At 67.2% G+C, this 14679-nt stretch carries 15 protein-coding genes; 3 read left to right on the top strand and 12 right to left on the bottom strand.

Annotation, left to right across the window (positions count from 1 at the left end; all coding sequences use genetic code 11):
• Positions 1–48: 48 nt before the first annotated feature.
• Positions 49–453, bottom strand: a complete 405-nt coding sequence (locus P1K88_RS07035; protein ID WP_276413691.1) for a TRAM domain-containing protein — start codon at positions 451–453, stop codon at positions 49–51.
• A 217-nt stretch (positions 454–670) separates the two neighbouring features.
• Between P1K88_RS07035 and P1K88_RS07030 the strand changes: the two genes are divergently transcribed.
• Positions 671–913 carry a DUF7123 family protein gene (locus P1K88_RS07030; RefSeq protein ID WP_276276697.1) on the top strand — a complete coding sequence of 81 codons (243 nt, stop codon included), beginning with the start codon at positions 671–673 and terminating at the stop codon, positions 911–913.
• A gap of 179 nt (positions 914–1092) precedes the next feature.
• Here P1K88_RS07030 and P1K88_RS07025 read toward each other — a convergent pair whose 3' ends face one another.
• The 8 genes from P1K88_RS07025 to P1K88_RS06990 form a co-directional block, all read right to left on the bottom strand.
• A complete protein-coding gene (locus tag P1K88_RS07025) occupies positions 1093–2250 on the bottom strand; it encodes a right-handed parallel beta-helix repeat-containing protein (protein WP_276413689.1) in 1158 nt (385 codons plus the stop codon).
• A 230-nt stretch (positions 2251–2480) separates the two neighbouring features.
• Complete coding sequence (locus tag P1K88_RS07020) at positions 2481–3086, bottom strand: winged helix-turn-helix transcriptional regulator (protein WP_276413687.1); 606 nt, start codon at positions 3084–3086, stop codon at positions 2481–2483.
• Positions 3087–3136: 50 nt separating this feature from the next.
• Positions 3137–4327, bottom strand: coding sequence for an SPFH domain-containing protein (locus tag P1K88_RS07015; RefSeq protein WP_276413685.1), 1191 nt, complete (start codon positions 4325–4327; stop codon positions 3137–3139).
• 73 nt (positions 4328–4400) lie between these two features.
• Positions 4401–4997, bottom strand: coding sequence for an NfeD family protein (locus tag P1K88_RS07010; protein WP_276413683.1), 597 nt, complete (start codon positions 4995–4997; stop codon positions 4401–4403).
• Between the two features lie 24 nt (positions 4998–5021).
• Positions 5022–5441, bottom strand: a complete 420-nt coding sequence (locus P1K88_RS07005) for a DUF7312 domain-containing protein (RefSeq protein ID WP_276413681.1) — start codon at positions 5439–5441, stop codon at positions 5022–5024.
• 41 nt (positions 5442–5482) lie between these two features.
• Positions 5483–7660, bottom strand: coding sequence for a methionine--tRNA ligase (gene metG, locus P1K88_RS07000; RefSeq protein WP_276413679.1), 2178 nt, complete (start codon positions 7658–7660; stop codon positions 5483–5485).
• A 53-nt stretch (positions 7661–7713) separates the two neighbouring features.
• Positions 7714–8013, bottom strand: a complete 300-nt coding sequence (locus tag P1K88_RS06995; protein ID WP_276413677.1) for a hypothetical protein — start codon at positions 8011–8013, stop codon at positions 7714–7716.
• A gap of 96 nt (positions 8014–8109) precedes the next feature.
• Complete coding sequence (locus tag P1K88_RS06990) at positions 8110–8667, bottom strand: YqaA family protein (RefSeq protein WP_276414126.1); 558 nt, start codon at positions 8665–8667, stop codon at positions 8110–8112.
• 500 nt (positions 8668–9167) lie between these two features.
• Between P1K88_RS06990 and P1K88_RS06985 the strand changes: the two genes are divergently transcribed.
• Complete coding sequence (locus P1K88_RS06985) at positions 9168–9962, top strand: transcriptional regulator FilR1 domain-containing protein (protein ID WP_276413675.1); 795 nt, start codon at positions 9168–9170, stop codon at positions 9960–9962.
• Positions 9963–10072: 110 nt separating this feature from the next.
• On the opposite strand, the gene P1K88_RS06980 is transcribed toward P1K88_RS06985, so the two are convergent.
• The 3 genes from P1K88_RS06980 to mfnA form a co-directional block, all read right to left on the bottom strand.
• Entirely contained in the window at positions 10073–11125 is a 1053-nt protein-coding gene (locus P1K88_RS06980; RefSeq protein ID WP_276413673.1) for a hypothetical protein, read from the bottom strand.
• Entirely contained in the window at positions 11125–12264 is a 1140-nt protein-coding gene (locus P1K88_RS06975; RefSeq protein ID WP_276413671.1) for a hypothetical protein, read from the bottom strand. Before P1K88_RS06975 ends, P1K88_RS06980 begins: the two co-directional genes overlap by 1 nt.
• A gap of 221 nt (positions 12265–12485) precedes the next feature.
• Positions 12486–13538 carry a tyrosine decarboxylase MfnA gene (gene mfnA, locus P1K88_RS06970; protein WP_276413669.1) on the bottom strand — a complete coding sequence of 351 codons (1053 nt, stop codon included), beginning with the start codon at positions 13536–13538 and terminating at the stop codon, positions 12486–12488.
• Positions 13539–13669: 131 nt separating this feature from the next.
• Between mfnA and P1K88_RS06965 the strand changes: the two genes are divergently transcribed.
• The gene (locus P1K88_RS06965; RefSeq protein ID WP_276413667.1) at positions 13670–14674 is read left to right on the top strand and encodes a zinc-binding dehydrogenase; all 1005 of its coding nucleotides are present in this window, start codon (positions 13670–13672) and stop codon (positions 14672–14674) included.
• Positions 14675–14679: the final 5 nt, after the last annotated feature.

Here is a 14679-nt window from a genome sequence, read left to right as displayed (position 1 = left end):
GCCGCTACGGGGCTGGAGTCCATCGACGTCGAAAACGAGAGAGTCCGACTAGACGCCGTCGTCGATGATTTCGCCGACCGCGAAGTTCGACTTCACTTCCGTCACCTCTATTTTCACGCGCTCGCCGATGTCGGCGCCGGGGACGATGATGACGTAGCCACGCTCGACGCGGGCGATGCCGTCGCCCTGCTTGCCGATGTCCTCGATCTCGACGTAGCGCGTCTCGCCGGGTTCGACCGGGGGCTGGGGCTGGTCCGGTGGCGTCTCGGGCGTGCCGTCCTCGTCGCTGGCCTCGGTCCCCGCCTCGGCCGAGATTAGCGCGACGCGGTACGTCCCGCCGGCCTCGACGGACCCGGTCTCGATCTCGCGGCGCGGTACCTCGACGACGTAGCGGTCACCCTCGTCGGTGACGTCAGCACTGAACAGACACAGGAGTTGATCCGAGATTTCCATACGTGATAGACCTCTGTTCGCCGTAATGTGTGGCCAGTATAAAAGAACTGCCGACGCCCGACAGGCGCGTGTTAACCACCTGTACCAACCCGGGGTGGAAACGACCCCGGGCGACCCGCCCGGAGCGGAACCCGGTCGGAAAACCGCACGAGGGCGCGGCGTTAACCGTTCGTACCAAATCTGCTAAGGGGGCTTCGTGTGTAGCAAGAGGTGTACAATGAGCGCGACAGCACAGGCGGCCGACACGCGACTCTCGGAGAAACAGCGCCGAATCCTCGAGTACCTGCGGACCCACGCCGGCGAGCAGACGTACTTCAAGTCCCGGCTCATCGGCGAGGAACTCGGCCTGTCGGCCAAAGAGGTGGGGACGAACATGTCCGCCATCGCCGAGGGCGAGCACGGCCTCGACGTCGAGAAGTGGGGCTACTCCTCTTCGACGACGTGGATGGTCGAGGCCTGATAGTGATTGCTGTGACTGTTTACCGGTACGACCGCACGTAGTCGTGCGGTTGGTACCGAAATGACTCACAGCAGTCACTATGAGTCGGGAACTCCGCCACGCCCTGTCGGACCGCGCTTTCGCGGGGGTCGCGTACTCATTTTCCGGACGCCACCACGGATGGAGTCCCGGGGAGAAACTCAGTCGTCGAGACAGCCCTTGCCGGGGACGGTGCCCGCCGCCTGCTCGTTGCGTAGCCACGGCTTCGTGCTCGCCAGTTCATCCGGGTCAGCGACGTTCCCGTCCGCCCCGCTCCGGTCACCCCACCAGTTGCGCTCGGCGTCGATGCCGTCCGTGACGTTCGCCCCGGACTGCACCAGCAGGCCGAGGTCGTTCCCGGACAGGTCGTTCAGGTTTGCAGCGAAGTCCGTGTAGGGGTCGCCGCTGCTGCCGCCGTCGTCGACGAAGATACCGTACACCTGGTCGGCGATATCGTTGCGCTGAATCGTGAAGCGAGAGACGCTCCCGGTGGAGGAGTTCGTCCCCGCCTGCGGACGAACGCCGATGACGTTGTCCGTGAGCGTGTTGTTGACGAGTTCGACATCGCTGATGTCGCCGTTCCCGAGCGTGACGACGCAGTCGTAGCCGCCCATGAACGTGTTGTTACACACGTGGACGTCCGAGACGGACTGGTCGCTCATGGACAGCTGGAGCGAGTAGCGGGCCGCGTTGAAACTGGCGAGGGAGTTCGACGGCGACCGGAGCCCCATGTCGACGTGACAGTCGGTCATCGTCACGTCGCTGCACCCATCGAGGTTGTGACCCCGCCGGCCGCTCACGCCGGAGGTGGCGTGTTCGACGTGGTTGCGCTCCAGCGTCACGCCGTCGACGTTGAACAGGACGATACCGGTGATGTTGTCGCCGGTGATGTTCGCGATGCGGCTCTGGGAGACGGTCCAGTCCTTGGTTCCGACGCCGCCACCGGAGCCAAACCCGTGGAGGACCGGCCACTCGGAGAGCGAGTCGAAGTCGGTGTGGGTGACGCTGATCGAACTCCAAGTCGAACCGCTCCCGACGCTCGCGACGCCTTTCGTCCCGTCGGCGACGCGGAAGCCGTCGAGAGAGACATCGTCGGCCCCGATTCGGAACCCCTCGAGGGTCGCCTCGGGCCCGCGCGAGTCGTACTCCGGGTGGAGACCGGCGTTCGGACCCACGAGCGTCAGGGCCTTGTCGACGGTGACCGTCTCCGGGTAGGTCCCGGCGGGCACCGAGACAGTATCGCCCGCCGACGCGTCGTCGACCATGTTCTGGACGGTGTGACTCGAGGCACTCGCAGACGACGCGAACGCGCCCGCCACGCCGATTGCGCCGAGTGTCTTTACGAACGTTCGCCGGCCAACAGTGTCGGATTTTTTATAACTCACGCCATCAGATACTTGCGAATCAGTATTAGTTAGCTCCTCACGGCCGGCAGCTGGTCGGCGGTAACAGTCCATTACCGCTCGCGAAATGCTGGACCGACGCGGGCCGTCCGGTCGCGACGCTACGCACGAAACGATCAGGTCGCTCCGGGCCCACGAGCGCGTCGCTACGGGTCGTACCGGACGAGCGAGCCCGCCTCGCTCGCGAGTGCCGCGGCGTCGTCGCCAAAGGAGTCGGCGTACCGGACCAAGAGCAGCAGAATCGTCTCCGGTTCGGTGACGGCGTAGCCGTCGTCTCGTGAGAGCAGGCCCGCGGCCTCGAGTTCACCCGCGTAGTTGCTGATGGTGGGCCGCGAGACGCCCAGTTCGCTCGCCAGTTCGGAGGCCGTCACTGCGGGGTTCCGGAGGAGCGCCACGAGCATCCCGCGGGGCGTCTCCCGGCGGAGGTACCCCAGTGTCACCTGTTCGGTCTCCGAGAACTGGCCGGCGGGGAAGTACCGCCGGTAATCGCCGTCTTTCCGGGAAGCGACGACACGTTCGTTCTCCAGGCGGTGGAGGTGGTGCTGGGCCTCGCCGGTGCCCAGTTTGAGGTCGTCGCGGAGTTTCGAGAAGTGGGTGCCCGGATTGGCGGAGACGTAGCCGGCGATAGCGTCAGGGGCGTCGCTGTCGCTCCCGCTGTCGGCGAACCGGGCAAACGGGCTCGCTGCACCGAGGGCGGCAAAGCGACGGAGCGTGGCTCGCTTGTCCTCGTCCACGTCGCCCTCACGTGTCATTGCTACCGAAAAGGTGGCTGGGTAATAAAACGTCTTCGCCTGGCTAGTCGTTAGTTGTCCTTGTCGACCTCCGACGTTCGCGTCGTGTCGTCGGGGCCGCCAGCGACGTCGGTCGCGGCCGGGTCGTCGTCGATCTCGGCGTCCATCTCTTCGATGACTTCGTCGGCGCTGTCGACGCCGGCGTCCTCGCCGTGTTTGATCTTCTGGGCCTCCTGTTCCATGGCCTCGACGTCGACCTGCGCTTCCTGGTCGATCTGCCCGAGAATCTCTTCGATGTCGTCGAGACCGAGCATCTCCCGGGCCTCCTCGTCGAACTCCAGGCCCTCGAGGACGTGACCGTTCTCCTTGACGTCGGACCCCGAGAGGTGCTTGCCGTAGCGGCCGACCAGCGACGTGAGTTCCTGGGGCAGGACGAACGTCGTCGATTCGCCCTGACCGATCTCCGAGAGCGTCTCCATGCCCTTGTCGATGATGGCGCGCTCGCCCATCGACTCGGCAGACTTCGCTCTGAGGACCGTCGAGATGGCGTCACCCTGCGCTTCGAGGATCTGACTCTGCTTTTCACCCTGTGCGCGGATGATGTTGGACTGCTTGTCACCTTCCGCCGTCTCGATGGCGGAGCGCCGTTCACCCTGGGCTTCCAGGATCATGGCACGGCGTTTCCGCTCGGCGGAGGTCTGTTGCTCCATGGCCTGCTGGACGTCCTTCGAGGGGTTGACCTCGCGGACCTCCACGCTCTCGACGCGGACCCCCCACTCGTCGGTGGGTTCGTCGAGTTCTTTGCGGATGCGGGCGTTGATCTCCCCTCGTTTGTTGAGGGTGTCGTCGAGTTCCATGTCACCCAGGACGGCACGGAGGGTGGTCTGTGCGAGGTTGGAGACGGCGCGCTCGTAGTTGTCGACCTCGAGGAACGCCTTCTTGGGGTCCATCACCTTGATGTAGACGACGGCGTCGGCGGTGACCGGCGAGTTGTCGCGGGTGATGGCTTCCTGTCGCGGGACGTCGAGCGTCTGGGTCCGCATGTCGAAGCGGGTGACGTCCGAGACGAACGGGTAGATGAAGTGGATCCCCTGATCGAGGATGCCACGGTACGTCCCGAGGACGGTGTACGCGCCTTTCTGGTACGGGCGGATGATGACGACGCTGGAGTACACCAGCGCGATGGCCATGATGAGGAGGACGACGGTGACGAAGCCGATGATGCCTCCTAACAGTTGTAGCGGCACTAACGCGGGGAACATTACACCGAAGACTCGGACTCGGTGAAAGAAAAACCTTGGGTACCCGTGACAGGAACCTGCGATTCGCAACCGGTCAGGTCGTCTCGGATTCGAATTCGGACTCCCGGTCGTCGGTCCGCTGACGGTCCCGCTCGAGTTCCCGGTCGATGTCGTCGGTCCCCTCGACCGACTCGACCTCGAGCACGTTGCCGCCACCGGGGTCGACCACCATCACCTCGGTGCCGACCTCGATGACGCCGTCGACGCTCCGGGCCTGATAGTAGGGGTTGAAGCCCCCGTCTTCCAGTTTGACCTCGCCGTCCGTCGTCGTGACCCGTTCGGTGACGGTGCCGAACTGACCCCGGAGGGAACTCGACGAGAGTGTCACGCCCCGCTCGCCGCCGGCGAAGTCGAGTTTCCGATAGCCCCACAGCGTGGCGCCCGTCGAGAGCAGAACGACGGCAGCGAGGATCAGGGGGGCGAAGATGCCGAGTCCGGCCGGGATGAACAGCCCGACCAGCCCCGCGGTCAGCAGGGCCACCCCGAGGACGAAGAAGTGCGTCCCCGGGGCGAACGCCTCCGCCACGATGAGCCCCGACCCGGCCAGGAACAGCAGCAGGGAAAGCGAGAGACTGAACAGTGATTCTGCCTGGAGAGGGGCGAGGGGCGCGACGGTCAGCGGGTCGACCATACCTACTGTAGTGTCGGCACGGGATTAAGTGTCCGGGTTGGTCCGGGTGAAAAGGCCATAGAGGAGTGCGGTACCGGCGATGACGCCGACCGTGAGCGCGCCCAGCGTCTCGGGGGTGTACATCGACGCGCCGACGAACATCCGTCCGACGGCGAGGATGGCGACGTAGACGCCCAGCGCGACGAAGACGACGTTCTCGAAACGGGGCGTCCCCGGGCGGACCTCGAGGTCCGGCGCGAACGACCCGGCGACCGCGCCCTCGTCGTCGTCCTCGGTCTCCTGGACCATCTGGTCCGGCACGGCGTCGACCAGTGTCTCGGCGTCGAGCGCGCCGGCTCCGGGCTCGGAACCGCCGTCTGACTCCTCGCGGACGGACTGGCGGTGCTCGTGCTGGACGACGTCGCGTTCCTCCTCTGACTGTCGCCACCCGCCGTCGTCTGGCATGCACGGCGATACGTGTCGTGGCTACAAAAGGCCTCGTGACCTCACCGGACGCGCGTCCCGAGGGGCGCGTCCTCGTGGGTGGTCAACAGGTCGGCCTCCTCGCCGGCGGCGAGCACCATCCCGTTGGACTCGACGCCGAACAGCTCGGCTTGCTCCATGTTGGCCAACAGGATGACCCGCGTCCCGGGGAGGTCCTCGTGGTCGTGGAGCTGGCGCAGGCCGGCGACGACCTGACGGACCTCGTGGCCGATGTCGACCTCCAGTTTGAGGAGCTTGTCCGCACCCTCGACAGGCTCGGCGGTGAGGATCTCGCCGACGCGCATGTCGACGCCCTCGAAGTCCTCGAAGCTGATGCGCTCCTCGACGAGCGGCTGGAGGTCGGCCGGCTCGTCGTCGGCGTCGCCGTCTTCGTTCGCGGCGTCTGGCGACGCCGCGCGCTCGACGCGCTCGGCCAGTTCCTCGTTGAGGCCCTCGATGTGGTCGTCCTCGACCTTCTCGAAGAGTTCTGCGGGCTCGCCGAACTCGGCCGGCGGGGCCTCCAGAGCGGTGTCGAGGGACACGTCGGCGACGGAGCCTTCCTCCTCGAGTTGTCCCCAGAGCCGTTCGGCCTTCCCCGGCAGGACCGGTTGCATCACGACGGCGACGGCCTTCGTCAGCTGCACGCAGTCGCGGATGACCTGCCGGGCGCGGTCGGGGTCGTCGCCGACGAGGTTCCACGGCTCGTTGCGCTGGATGTACTCGTTGCCGTAGTTCGAGAGGTCGATCGCGACCTCGGCCAGCGAGCGGACGTCGTACTCCCGCACGGCCTGCTCGAACTCGTCGAGCGCGTCCTCGATGCGCTCGCGGACGTCGCCGCTGACGTCGGCGTCGGGCGTCCCGTCGTAGTTGCGCTCGGCAAAGAGCAGCGAGCGGTAGATGAAGTTCCCGACGTTGCCGACCAGTTCGCCGTTGACCCGCTCCTGGAAGCGGTCCCAGGAGAAGTCGACGTCGGATTCGAGCCCGGCGCCGGTCGTGATGTAGTACCGGAACAGGTCGGGGTGGAAGCCCGCGTCGAGGTACTCGTCGGCCCAGACGGCGCGGTTCCGCGAGGTAGAGAGGGCCTTGCCGTCGATGCCGACGAAACCGGTGGCGAGGATGGCCCGCGGTTCGTTGAAGCCCGCGCCGCGCAGCATCGCCGGCCAGAAGACGGCGTGGTGCTGGATGATGTCGCGGCCGATGACGTGGATGATCTCGCCGCCCTCGTCGGTCCACTCGTCGTCCCACCCGGTGCCGTGGCGCTCCTCGCCGTCGACCAGCCAGACGTCCGCCCAGTCGTACTCGTCGGCGCCGACCCGCTCGGAGTACTGCCTGGTCGAGGAGACGTACTCGATTGGGGCGTCGACCCAGACGTACAGCACCAGGTCGTCGCCGTCGCCGTCCGCGTCTGCGGCTTTGCCGCTTCTTTCTTCACGTTGCTCCTCCGGAGCAACGCTGCCCCCCGGGTAGTCGATACCCCAGTCCATGTCCCGCGTGATACAGAGGTCCTGCAGGTCGCCCTCGATCCACTCCCGGGGCTGGTTCTGTGCGTTGTCGGTCCCCTCGAGGCGGTCGAGGAGGCCCTGCAGGTACTCCTGGAAGTCCGCCAGGCGGAGGAACTTGTGCTCGCGGGTACGGTACTCCGCGGGGTTGCCCGTGATGGTGCTGACGGGGTCCTCGATCTCGCCGGGTTCGAGGTGGCGCTGACAGCCCTCGTCGCACTCGTCGCCGCGGGCGTGCTCGCCACAGTAGGGACAGGTGCCCTCGACGAAGCGGTCGGGCAGGGGCTGATCCTCCTCCGTGTCCCAGGCGACCTCGATCTCCTTCTCGTGGACGTGGCCGTTGTCGATCCACGAGCGGACGAACCGCTGGGTCATCTCGGTGTTGGTCTCGTCGTCGGTGTGGCCGTAGTTGTCGAACTCGACGTTGAACTGCGGGAACGTCTCGGCGTAGGTCTCGTGGTACTCCAGGGCGAACTCGGCGGGTTCGACGCCCTCCTCGGCGGCGTTGACGGCGACCGGCGTCCCGTGCATGTCCGACCCACAGACGAAGGCGGTCTGCTGGCCGATGCGGCGCAGGGCACGCGAGAGGGCGTCCCCGTCGACGTAGGTACGGAGGTGGCCGACGTGCAGGTCGCCGTTGGCGTAGGGCAGTCCACAGGTCACCACCGCCGGCTCCTCGGTCGGGAACTCGTCGTGGCTCATACCAGAACGTGTGCCGCCGGTGGGTCAAAAGGGGGTTGGTTTCCGCGAGCGGGTCAGTCCAGTATCTCGACGCCACCGAACGCAGCGAACCCCGTGACGACGAGGTCCACGTCCTCGTGGGGTTCGTCGGCCCGGGGACGGCGGTCCTCGGTGGCGCCGGACAGCGGCAGGACGTCGATCCGGACGTTCCACTCCCGGGAGACGCCGAGTCGGGCACCGCCGAAGATGGCGGTGGGACGCACGTGGGCGGATAGGTCGGCGATTGTCGCGTCCCGGAGGGCCAGTTCGGTACCCCCGAAGGTGGCCGTCAGGTCGGCGTTGCAGAACGAGGCCGACGAGGACGATGATGCCACTGCGGAGGGTCTGGGCGGTGAGGCGGCACATTGCCATACACGAGAGTACTCAACCAGAGTACACACCAACGTGCCCGGGCGGACCTGCTGGCGGGCTCACAGCAGCGCCAGGGTGCCACCCGCCAGCCCGAGGGTCACGAGCAGACGGCCGGCGCTGCCCGCCCACGTCGCGGCGCCGAACTTGACGTAGTCCTCCTCGAGCACCGTGAAGGCGTAGATGGACAGCGTGTCGGGGAAGAAGGGCACACAGAGGGCAAGCGCCAGGCCGACGTAGCCGAACTTCTTGGCCAGCTGGACGGTCTGGCGCTCGGACCACTCGATGATGTCGAACCGCGAGTTCCGGATGCGACGGACGAGCGGGCCGTACTCCTTGGCCTCCTGGCCGATGTGGAAGGCTACGAGGCTCCCCATCGCCTTGCCCGTCGCGCTGGCGACGATTATCATCACGAGGTTCCCCGTCGTCGAGAGGCCGAGACGGAGCGTCTCGGCCGGGACGAGGACGACTTCGCTCGGCAGCGGTAAGATGAACGCGATGAGAAAGGAGTACACCGCGATGATGGCCAGCCCGGTCGGCCCCGTGGCGGTACAGACGGCCTCCTCGAGCAGCGAGAGTCCCCCGCCGTGTGTCGTACACTCACCGAGAAAGGCGATCATCGGAACGACCGGGCCAGTCACGTCCACACCCCCCCTTGCAACCAATGGGTTCTAAATCTTGGTATGTGCTCTCAGTAGACCCCTATATCGCTGACAGGTTCGCGCGGCCCCGGAGCGATCGGACCCAAGCCACCCCGTGACGACGGACCGCTTCAGCGCCAGTCGTCCCCGGTCGGCCCCGGACAGCGGTCAGACAGCAGTGGCGTGCGTCGCTCCCGGCGTGCTCGTCGAAGAACCCGGGAGACAGTGTGGTGCGCCGACGCTTGATTCTCGATGCGGGGGCGTCCTGGATCACCCGTGTCTCCCCCTCGCCGCGCTGAATACGAACCCTCGAGGAACCCTGCTCTACCCCGGTTTTTCGCCCGACCGGCGACGGACGCTCGCCGTCCCTCTCGCGGAGCCGCCGTCGACAGCCACCCGGACGAGGTGAGGTCCGATCTCGTACTCGGTACCCGGCCCCAAACAATAATACTTAATTAATATAAAAATAATCTCCGGCTATGTTGGATCTCGTTCTCGATCGCCGGCGGTATCTCGATCGCCTGTCCACCCGGCCGGCCTGGAAGCGGGACCTCGTCGACGAGTTCGACGACTCCCGGTCTACGGTCGATCGGGCGGTGGACGCGCTCGAAGACGCCGACCTGATCCAGCGGACCGAGGACGGCTACGAGACGACCTACACCGGAGAGCTGCTGCTCGAGACTGCAAACGAGGCCCTTGCGGTGGCGGAAACGGCAACGGAGTGGGGCGAGGTCATAAACGAGTTCGACACCGAAGGGCCACGGGAGTTCCGTTTCTTCGCCGGTGCGGACGTCGTCACGATGTCCGAGTTCCCGCCGGCGGTCGTGTGGGAGCGCGTCCGAGCGGTCGTCGAGGAGTCGGACCAGCTCCGAGGAGGGGCATTCGCCCCGAACGACGAGGAGTTCATGTCGGCGGTCCACCGGCGAGCCGTCGTCGAAGGTTCGCTCGACGCGTCACTGGTCGTCACCGAAGTGGTGGCCGACTATCTCGCCGCCGAGATGCCGACCCGTACCGGTGACGCGCTCGACTGCGGGAACATTACGATATCTGTCGTCACTGACCTGCCCTTCGCGTGGTACATCGGAACCGGTGGGGACCGAACGAGAGGGTACCTCATGATCCACGGTGCCCACGACAACTTCGTGGGTTACGCCGCCAACGACGACGCCACTGCGGTCGAGTGGCTCGGCTCACTGTTTGAAACGCACCGCGACCGTGGAACGCCGCTGGCGGCGTACTACGGTGACGCCGGGACGGAGCTTACCTCGCGGTGACCACACCTTGGGTGAACAGTGGTGACGAACGGGGGAGTCGTACCAACTGTGTGTTGAAGTGAATCCTCGACGGCCGAGAACGCATACCGATCCGCGAGTCCGGACCCGACTCAGAGGACGAACATGATGTAGTACCCCGCGCCCGCGGCGACGACGAGCCCGGCGACGAGCGGCAGGAGGCGTCTCGTGGTCGACTTCGGGGCCGAGTGGCTGTGGAGGTCCCGCGCCACCTCGAACAGGTCGTACTGGTCGTCGCCGTACTCGTAGGTGACCTTCGTTACGGGGACCGAGCGCTGTTCGATCTCGTGTTTGACCGTCGCGCTGCCGCCCTCGTCGGCACGGTCCGGCGTCTCCCGAACCGTCCTGTCGAGGCGGTCGCCCTCGACGTCCTCGAACCACGACTCGTCGGCCCCGCTCGCGTCCGCCACGGAGAACGTCGACGCCGGTTCGTACTCCAGCGTCCCCCGCGTCGTTTCGTACAGTTCACCCGTACCCGAACAGGTGCCACACGGCACGTCGCCGTTCCCCGAGCAGTTCGGGCAGGTCACGTCGCCAGCGCCGTCGCACGTCGGGCACCGACGCTCCCCCGTCGCGTTGCACGTCTCGCAGGTCGTCTCGCCGGTGCCGTTGCAGCGACTGCACCTGGCGTCCCCGTGGTCGCCCGTGCCGTTGCAGGAACCACACGTCCGTGCGCCGTCGCCGCCACACTCCCCGCAGTCGTCGGCGCCGTCCCCGCCACACGCCTCGCACTCGACGACCGTCCGGCGGTCGCACTCGCTGCAGGCCTCTCGGCCGCTTCCCCCGCAGTCCGTACAGCTCACGAGCGACGCGTTCTCGAAGTCCACGAACGTCACCGTCGCAGCCTCGAACCCATCCGGTGCGTGCTCGTAGCGCTCGTCGATCGGGACGGCCGACTCTCGAGACGGCGCATCAGACGGTTCCACGGAGATCGTTCGCCGGGACTCCGTGACGGTGAGCGTCCGTTCGATCTCCTTCGTCGCGTCCCACTGCTCGACGTGCTGCACCGTCGCCGCCTCGACGAGGTCGCTCGCGACGCTCCAGGTCTCGGCGTACTCTTCGAGCAGGTCGTCGGCCGTGAACTCCGTCGGCTTCCTGGCGCTCCCAGAGCGGGCGCCGGAGTCGGTGTCGTCCACACGAGACATCACGTCGCCTCCACGTCCAGCGTCTCCAGCATATCGAGGTCCCGTCCGAGGGCGTGGGCCTCACGGGCGACGTCGGCGGCGCCGACGTCCGGCATCATCTCGTTCCCGTAGTAGACGCTCTCGGGCGCGTATCCGGCACCGACCTCGGCTGCCATCGAGTCCTCGCTGGTGAATCTGGCCGCGATCTGTGCGGTCAGGTCGCCGCCGGAGTCGCCCTCGCTGCCGAGGCCGGAGATGAGGACGCGGTCGACTTCCCGCGGGACGTACCCCGCCTCGACGACGAACTCCGTCGCAGCCATCTCCGCGAACGAGGCGACGTCCGCGAACAGGCCGATGAAGTGCTCGGTGCTCACCGTGACCGGCATCGTTTCGCCGCCGACCTCGATTTCGCCGCGAGCGGAGTCCGTGTACGGGTCGAATATCTGTCGGATGGCCGGATACAGTCCCGTCTCCATCTCGAGGGTCACCTCGTCGGGTGTCAGCCGGGAGTCCTCGATCGCGTTCACCGCAGTGTGCCCGAGCAAGTCGACCAGGCCGGCGTCGACGCTGTCGCGAGCGCGCACTCGAACGCGGCCTTCGTCGAGGTTCACCGACGCGAGGGTCACCGTGACCGCCCGTAGCCCGAGGTCGACGGTGACGATCGGGTGGCTGCCGCTCGCGTCGGTGTTGATCTCGTGATCGACCGCACCCAGTACGCTCGATGCGGCATCGTGCGTGACGACTTGCCGGACGTCGAACCCGCTGTCTTCGACGACCCCCTGGAGCTCGAGTGCCGAGCTGTCGGCGTAGTCCGGCGGCATCGCGACGACGGTCTCCCCGTCCCAGCCGTCGTCGTCGATTTCGTCGAACAGTTCCGCGAGGCGGTCTGCATAGCCGTCGCGGGCGGACGCACTGCGCCCCATAGCGTCCCTGTCTTCGGCCTCGAGAAGCGGCACCGTCCGTCCCGCGAGCGCCGTCAACGTCTCGTCGATGCCCCTCGCCCGGGCCGTGGCTGGTCCGTCCAGCATCCCGACGAACTCCCCGTCCGCTGGACTCGACAGCGTGCGGTCCTCGCAGGACATCGTCGAAATCCGCAGGCCGTAGTCGTCGATTGCGATTCCACACACCCGAGCCGCCGGTTCGCTACTGAACAGGCCCATACCCACCCTTCAGTATCGCGTGTACCGGCTTTAGGTCACCCTCGGACGAATTGCGTCACGACGTGACGTATTCACTCGACGTGGGCCGGAGACCCCGGCGGCTCGGTACCAGTCCGGATCCGCGACCAACCACCTTTTGCTTCCTCGGGTGCGCTCCGCGAACCGCTCGTCGCAGAACCGGGGGGAAAACCGGCCCACTTCGTTCGCCGGACACGACGCCGTCAGTACCAGTCCAGATCCGCGACGAAGGACCGCAGCATCGACCGGGTGACGTGGGGCATGCAGACGACCCGCATCTCGCCGGAGCCGGTCTTCGAGACGCGCCAGCCCCGGTCGCGCAGTTCGTCGGTCATCGGCACCGAGAGGTCCGCCGCCACCAGCGGGAGTTCCGGCCCGACGACGTCGTGACCGCGCGCGTCGAGCTGTTCGGTCAGCCACTCGGCGTTGGCCATCGAGCGCTCGTACTGCTCGCGGTAGCCGTCGGGCCACAGCGCCTCCATGGCGGCGACGGCCGAGGCGACGCCGGCTCCCGACCGTGTCCCTGTCATGGTCAGCTGGTCGGTCGACTCCAGATAGGGCGTCTCGACGGCGAGGTCGTCGAGCAGGGAGCGCGACCGGGCCAGCAGGCCGCCGGCGGGGACGACGGCCTGGCCCACCTTGTGCGGGTCGATAGTCATCGTGTCGACCTCGGCGTGCCCGAAGTGCCAGTCGTGGTCGGTAAACGGGAGGTAGAACCCGCCCCAGGCCGCGTCGACGTGACAGAGCGCCCCCGCGTCGGCAGCGAGGTCGGCGACGGCGGGGATCGGGTCGACGAAGCCGTACTCGGTGGAGCCGGCGACGCCGACGACACAGACCGTGTCCTCGTCGACCAGGCGCTGCATCGCGTCGACGTCGACGCGGTGGTCCCTGGCCGGTGCGGTGCGCAACTCGACGCCGAGCACGTCGGCGGCCTTGGTAAAGGAGAAGTGCGCGTGGACCGGCGCGACGACGTTCGGGTCGTCGGTGTCGGCCCGGTTGCGGGCGAGCCGCAGCGCCTGGATGTTGGCCTCCGTCCCGCCGGAGGCGACGTATCCCGCGGGGTCGGCGAGTCCAGCGAGCTCGCCGAGGTAGTCGACGGCCTCCCGCTCGAGGTCCGCGATGGTCTCGTAGGTGCCCGGGTCGCCGGGGTTGGTCGCGAGAAAGCGCTTGGCCGCCTCGTAGGCCGCAGGATGGGGGACGGTGCACATCGACGAGAGCACCCGGTCGAAATCCTGTGGCTCGGCCCGCTGGAGCATGCTGTCGGCAGTGACGGGGGGAACTGGTTTATCGGTTTTGTTCGATACCCCGATGGACGGACCGCCGCCGTGTCGCCGTCGGTGCCGCCGGCGTACGAGGTTAAGTAGCACCCACGACCATCGTGCAAACGATGCAGGCAGTTCAGTTCGACACCCACGGCGACAGAGACGTGCTCACCTACGACGAGTTCCCCGACCCGGAGTGTGGGCGAGGGGAGGCCCTCGTCGACATCAAGGCCGCCTCGTTGAACCACCTCGACGTCCACACCCGGCGGGGGTTGCCGGGCGTCGACCTCGACATGCCCCACATCCCGGGCAGCGACGGCGCGGGCGTCGTCACGGAGGTCGGCGAGGGCGTCACGCGGTTCGAACCCGGCGACCGGGTCGCGTTGCTGGCCGGGAGGAGCGGCGGCGACGACGAGTTCAGCCGCAAGGGCGATCCGACGCTGGCACCCGACTTCCACATCATCGGCGAGCACGTCCGGGGCGTCCACAGCGAGTTCGCGGCGGTTCCCGAGGCTAACCTCGCGCCGGTCCCAGAGGGCGTCGACTGGGAGACGGCCGCGGCCGCCCCCCTCGTGTTCATGACCGCGTGGCGGATGCTCCGCGACCGGGGCGACCTCAAGGTCGGCGAGTCGGTGCTCGTCCTCGGGGCGTCGGGCGGCGTCGGCCACGCCGCCGTCCAGGTGGCCGCCCACGCCGGCGCGGAGGTGTTCGCGACGGCGAGCACCGACGCGAAGCTGGCCTACGCCGAGGACGACTTCGCCGACGAGGTTCGGGACCTGACGGACTACCGCGGCGTCGACATGGTCGTCGACCACGTCGGGGCCGACACCTGGCAGGACTCGCTGAAGAGCCTCGCGAAGGGCGGGCGCGTGGTCACCTGCGGCGCGACGACCGGCGGCCGTCCGGAGACGGACCTCAATCGCATCTTCTGGAACCAGCTGCAGGTCATCGGGTCGACGATGGCCACCCACGGACAGGCCGAGGAGGCCCTGGACCTCGTGTGGGACGGGACCGTCGAGCCCCGCATCCGCGAGACCCTGCCGATGAGCGAGATTCAGGAGGCCCACCGGCTCATCGAGGAGCGAGACGGGTTCGGCAAAGTGGTCGTGGTTCCGGACAGCGAACTGTAAGGCCG

The organism is Haloarcula halobia (assembly GCF_029338255.1).
Lineage (GTDB): Archaea > Halobacteriota > Halobacteria > Halobacteriales > Haloarculaceae > Haloarcula > Haloarcula halobia.
Note: the sequence above shows the minus strand (reverse complement) of the source record. Positions and strands in the feature narration are given on the sequence as shown.

Excerpts from the sequence above, each read along its gene's own strand:
- P1K88_RS07035 (WP_276413691.1), bottom strand. The coding sequence starts at position 453 with ATGGAAATCTCGGATCAACTCCTGTGTCTGTTCAGTGCTGACGTCACC.
- P1K88_RS07030 (WP_276276697.1), top strand. The coding sequence starts at position 671 with ATGAGCGCGACAGCACAGGCGGCCGACACGCGACTCTCGGAGAAACAG.
- P1K88_RS07020 (WP_276413687.1), bottom strand. The coding sequence starts at position 3,086 with ATGACACGTGAGGGCGACGTGGACGAGGACAAGCGAGCCACGCTCCGT.
- P1K88_RS07015 (WP_276413685.1), bottom strand. The coding sequence starts at position 4,327 with ATGTTCCCCGCGTTAGTGCCGCTACAACTGTTAGGAGGCATCATCGGC.
- P1K88_RS07010 (WP_276413683.1), bottom strand. The coding sequence starts at position 4,997 with ATGGTCGACCCGCTGACCGTCGCGCCCCTCGCCCCTCTCCAGGCAGAA.
- P1K88_RS07005 (WP_276413681.1), bottom strand. The coding sequence starts at position 5,441 with ATGCCAGACGACGGCGGGTGGCGACAGTCAGAGGAGGAACGCGACGTC.
- metG (WP_276413679.1), bottom strand. The coding sequence starts at position 7,660 with ATGAGCCACGACGAGTTCCCGACCGAGGAGCCGGCGGTGGTGACCTGT.
- P1K88_RS06990 (WP_276414126.1), bottom strand. The coding sequence starts at position 8,667 with ATGATCGCCTTTCTCGGTGAGTGTACGACACACGGCGGGGGACTCTCG.
- P1K88_RS06985 (WP_276413675.1), top strand. The coding sequence starts at position 9,168 with ATGTTGGATCTCGTTCTCGATCGCCGGCGGTATCTCGATCGCCTGTCC.
- P1K88_RS06980 (WP_276413673.1), bottom strand. The coding sequence starts at position 11,125 with ATGTCTCGTGTGGACGACACCGACTCCGGCGCCCGCTCTGGGAGCGCC.
- P1K88_RS06975 (WP_276413671.1), bottom strand. The coding sequence starts at position 12,264 with ATGGGCCTGTTCAGTAGCGAACCGGCGGCTCGGGTGTGTGGAATCGCA.
- mfnA (WP_276413669.1), bottom strand. The coding sequence starts at position 13,538 with ATGCTCCAGCGGGCCGAGCCACAGGATTTCGACCGGGTGCTCTCGTCG.
- P1K88_RS06965 (WP_276413667.1), top strand. The coding sequence starts at position 13,670 with ATGCAGGCAGTTCAGTTCGACACCCACGGCGACAGAGACGTGCTCACC.